This window comes from bacterium (assembly GCA_040753085.1).
Lineage (GTDB): Bacteria > UBA9089 > JASEGY01 > JASEGY01 > JASEGY01 > JASEGY01.
Window position 1 is genome coordinate 1 of the sequence record JBFMHI010000212.1, and the last position, 3,547, is coordinate 3,547.

Here is a 3,547-nt window from a genome sequence, read left to right on the forward strand (position 1 = left end):
TTTGACACCTTGAATCTTAGCTGTTTTACGGCTAAAGAGACCTCTTAGGTAATACAGCCGTGCTTCTGCAATATATCTTATTGCAATAGGTTATAAACTTAATTTTTGCTATTGGCGAAAGTCAGGTGTAATCCGTGTGCTATTATTGGTAATCTTTGTGTCTTTGTGCCTTAAGAGCTGAATAGTTACAAAAATTTCCCCTCAACTTTCATTACCCCCTGAACAGTTACAAAAAAAGAAGGAGATTGGCGGGTGGGAAAGAAAAATAAGGTGATAGGCTGGGTAAGTGTTTTCATCTGCGCCATCGTGGTTGCTTCAAATTCTATGGCCAATGAGCTAAATCTACCATCCCGGGTACCCACGAAGGGGGTGCATCATCCGCCATCTGCAATGGAAAGAGATCGGTTCCTTACAGCGAGCATGGCCAGTCTGGGGGCGGCAGGTATCCTGCATCTGATGGCGGATAGTTCGTATCAGAGGTATGATGAAGCCAGAGATAAAGCTACGGCGGAGAAAGAAAGAGAGAGGACTGAATTACTGGATAAGAGCCGAAATGTCCTTATCGGGATAGCGGGCGTGTGTGTGGCCCTCTTTGAATACCGGAGCTATACCGGGGCGAGGGAAAAAGCCCCCAAAATGTCCCTGAAGCCAATGATACAGATAGACAAAAGACCTTCTCTCTGTTGGAAATGGATATGGTGAAAAGGCGATGTCCATCTTTAAATTCGCGATTCGCGATTAATCCAGGCCGATGAAAAATCCTTGACATGTTTTATAAGCAAATGGTATACTCTCGATGCTCGAGGCTCGATGCTCGATCCTGGATACTGGATCCTTTACCAGCATCGAAGATCGAGCATCGAGGATCGAGCATCGAGCATCATGTGCTGAACGGTTACCAATTATTAAGAGAAAGGTTATTCCTATGAAAGCAGTTATTTTAGCCGGCAGACCCGGCCGGGAGCTTAGACCTCTGACCTGTTTTCGACCCACCTCAATGCTTCCTCTTATTAATCGGCCCTTAGTGGAACATCTTATCCTGGTTCTCCGGCGACATGGGATAAAGGAGGTCATTTTATCCCTTCTTCACCGAGGGGAAGTGGTTAGAAACTACTTTGGCGGGGGAAAGAACTGGGGTGTGGATATTATTTACGGGGTAGAAGAGGAGCCTCAGGGGATAGTAGGTGAAATAAAGGCCCTTCTGCCGGTGCTTGGAGAAGAACCTTTCCTGGTTCTGGGCGGGCATATTCTGACCGATATTGATCTGAGCCAACTTATGCAGGCCCATCGAGAAAAAGGCGGACTGGCTACTATCGCCTTGAGTGAAGTGGATAATGGTCAGGGAAAGGTCTTATGTGGGCAGGGAGGAGTAATAGAGAAATTTTTAAGCCCAGATGAAGAAGCCAGCTTGGCCGCGGCTAATGGGGGCATCTACTGTCTCAGCCCTGAGATATTCAAAAAAATCCCCGACATATCTGGAGGAGAAGACCTCTACTGGGATGTTTTCCCGGCCCTTTCAGCAGGCAGCCTCTTTGGATATATGGCTAAGGGCTATATGCGGGCTATCCATGATTTAGAAGGATACAAGGCCGCCCACTGGGATGCCCTGGACAAAAAAGTCAACATAGACATAGAAGAGGTTCGGCTGGTTAAAGAAGGTATTTCTTGTGGAAGCGGCTGCCAGATCGATGAGGGGATTTATTTTGAGGGGCCTGTGTATATTGGGCAGAATTGCCGGTTACAAGAAGGGGCCAGGGTTGGACCTTACTCGGTGATTGGCAACGCCGTTCACATAAAGGCAGGAGCGGTGGTGGAAAGGAGTATTATTGGCAGTGGTTGTTATTTAGGAGAAGGCGCGGCTGTTCAGGGGGCTTTTATTGGCCAGGGCTGCGAGGTCCAGGATTATACCCGAATAGACCGCGAAGCCGCCATCGGAGAAGGCACCAAACTTGGGGTGGCGGTTAATATTAAGGAAGGGGTCCGGGTCTGGCCGGGGAGATGGGTTTCAGCCGGCGCCACCGTCAATAATTCTATGGGCTGGGAAGGCAGGAGAAGCAGGCGGCTCTTTGGCTGGCACGGCGTAAAGGGGACAGCCGGAGTGCAAATGACTCCCGAATTTGCGGCTAAATTAGGGGCGACCTATGCCTCAATGTTGGAAGAAGGGTCATTTCTGGCCATCAGCCGGGATACTAAGCCTATTTCCAGGATCATTAAAAGGGCCTTAATTAGCGGTCTCCTGAGCATGGGCACCGATGTCTATAATTTGCAGAGTATGCCATCTCTGGTTACCAGATACAGCCTTCAGTCCCTTGGGGCCATTGGAGGTATACACGTCAGGAATTCCAGAAAGGATCCCGGCGCCGTGGTCATAGAATTTTTTGATTCTGATGGCGTGAATATTTCACCAGTGCTGGAGAACTATTTTGAGAGCCTGTTCTCCCGGGATGAATTAAGATGGCTGACTCTGGCTGAATTCGGCAAGACCCTTTATCCCCCAGGGCTGATAGAATTCTATGCTAAGGGATTAATGGAATGGGTTAATGCCGAAGCTATCTGCCGAAGAAATTTTGCCCTGATAGTTGATTCAAGTTACGGAAGTGTTTCCAACGTGTGTCTGGAGGTTATGACCAGATTGGGCTGCCGGGTGATTAATCTCAGGCCGGAAGCCAAGTCCCTCGAATTTACCAAGGTTTACCAAACTGAGCACATTGCCCTGGAGGAAGTAGAAAATTTTACTAAATTGGAAGGTGATTTGGGCATAATGTTTGACGGAGAAGGAGAACGATTACTCCTGGTAGATAATCTGGGCAACCCTTGGAGTATGGAAGAAACGATAAGTCTGCTCATCTATTATGTAATTAATACCTTCCCTAAAGCAAAAATTGCCCTGCCTGGAATTGTTCCCCCACCTATGGAGGAGATGATAAAACGAGCCGGAGGAGAAGTTATTAGAACGGCGCCTACCCGAAGATCACTGTTAGTTGAAGCCAGAGACAACGATGTCCACCTGGCATCTTATGGTGAACGGCTTGTTTTTCAGCCCTTCCACGTGGCCTTTAACGCCGTAGCGGCGGCGGTGCTGGCCCTGGATATTCTGGCCAGGGAAAAGCGGCCCCTTTCAGAAATAAGAAAGGATCTGCCCAGCTTTACGCCTTTAATGGAACAGGCCGCCTGTCCGATAGAGCATCATAGAAAAGTGATGCGACGATTAATGGGAGATACAGGTGATGACCAAACCCAACTCAGGGATGGGCTTAGAATATTTAATCAGAACGGTTGGATTCTTATTCAACCTCAGCCTGACCAGCCGTATATTAATCTTTCTATACAAGCAGAAACATCTCAGGTCGGAGAAAAGCTGCTGGCCGAATATAAAGAGAGGGTAGCCAAATATCAATAGTTAGTTTCGAGTTTTGCTTACGTAACTACTCAAAACTAAGTTAAGCAGTTAGTTGGGAGACAAAGCAAAATTCCCTCTCCCTTGATGGGAGAGGGATAGGGTGAGGGTGAAATTGGCGGGCAATATTATTACTCTTGCTAAAAACCT

The 3,547-nt window shown here is 47.8% G+C and carries 3 protein-coding genes; all 3 read left to right on the forward strand.

Translation table 11 applies throughout. The features are described 5' to 3' along the window. The first annotated feature begins 252 nt into the window (after positions 1-252). Genes AB1797_13590 through AB1797_13600 form a run of 3 tightly spaced genes read left to right on the forward strand, consistent with a single transcriptional unit; the run spans position 253 to position 3,400 of the window. Complete coding sequence (locus AB1797_13590; GenBank protein ID MEW5768618.1) at positions 253-702, forward strand: hypothetical protein; 450 nt, start codon at positions 253-255, stop codon at positions 700-702. Positions 703-762: 60 nt separating this feature from the next. Continuing rightward, positions 763-891 (forward strand): hypothetical protein, encoded by a 129-nt coding sequence (locus AB1797_13595; GenBank protein MEW5768619.1) that lies wholly within the window; start codon positions 763-765, stop codon positions 889-891. A gap of 34 nt (positions 892-925) precedes the next feature. Next, entirely contained in the window at positions 926-3,400 is a 2,475-nt protein-coding gene (locus AB1797_13600) for a sugar phosphate nucleotidyltransferase (GenBank protein ID MEW5768620.1), read from the forward strand. Positions 3,401-3,547: the final 147 nt, after the last annotated feature.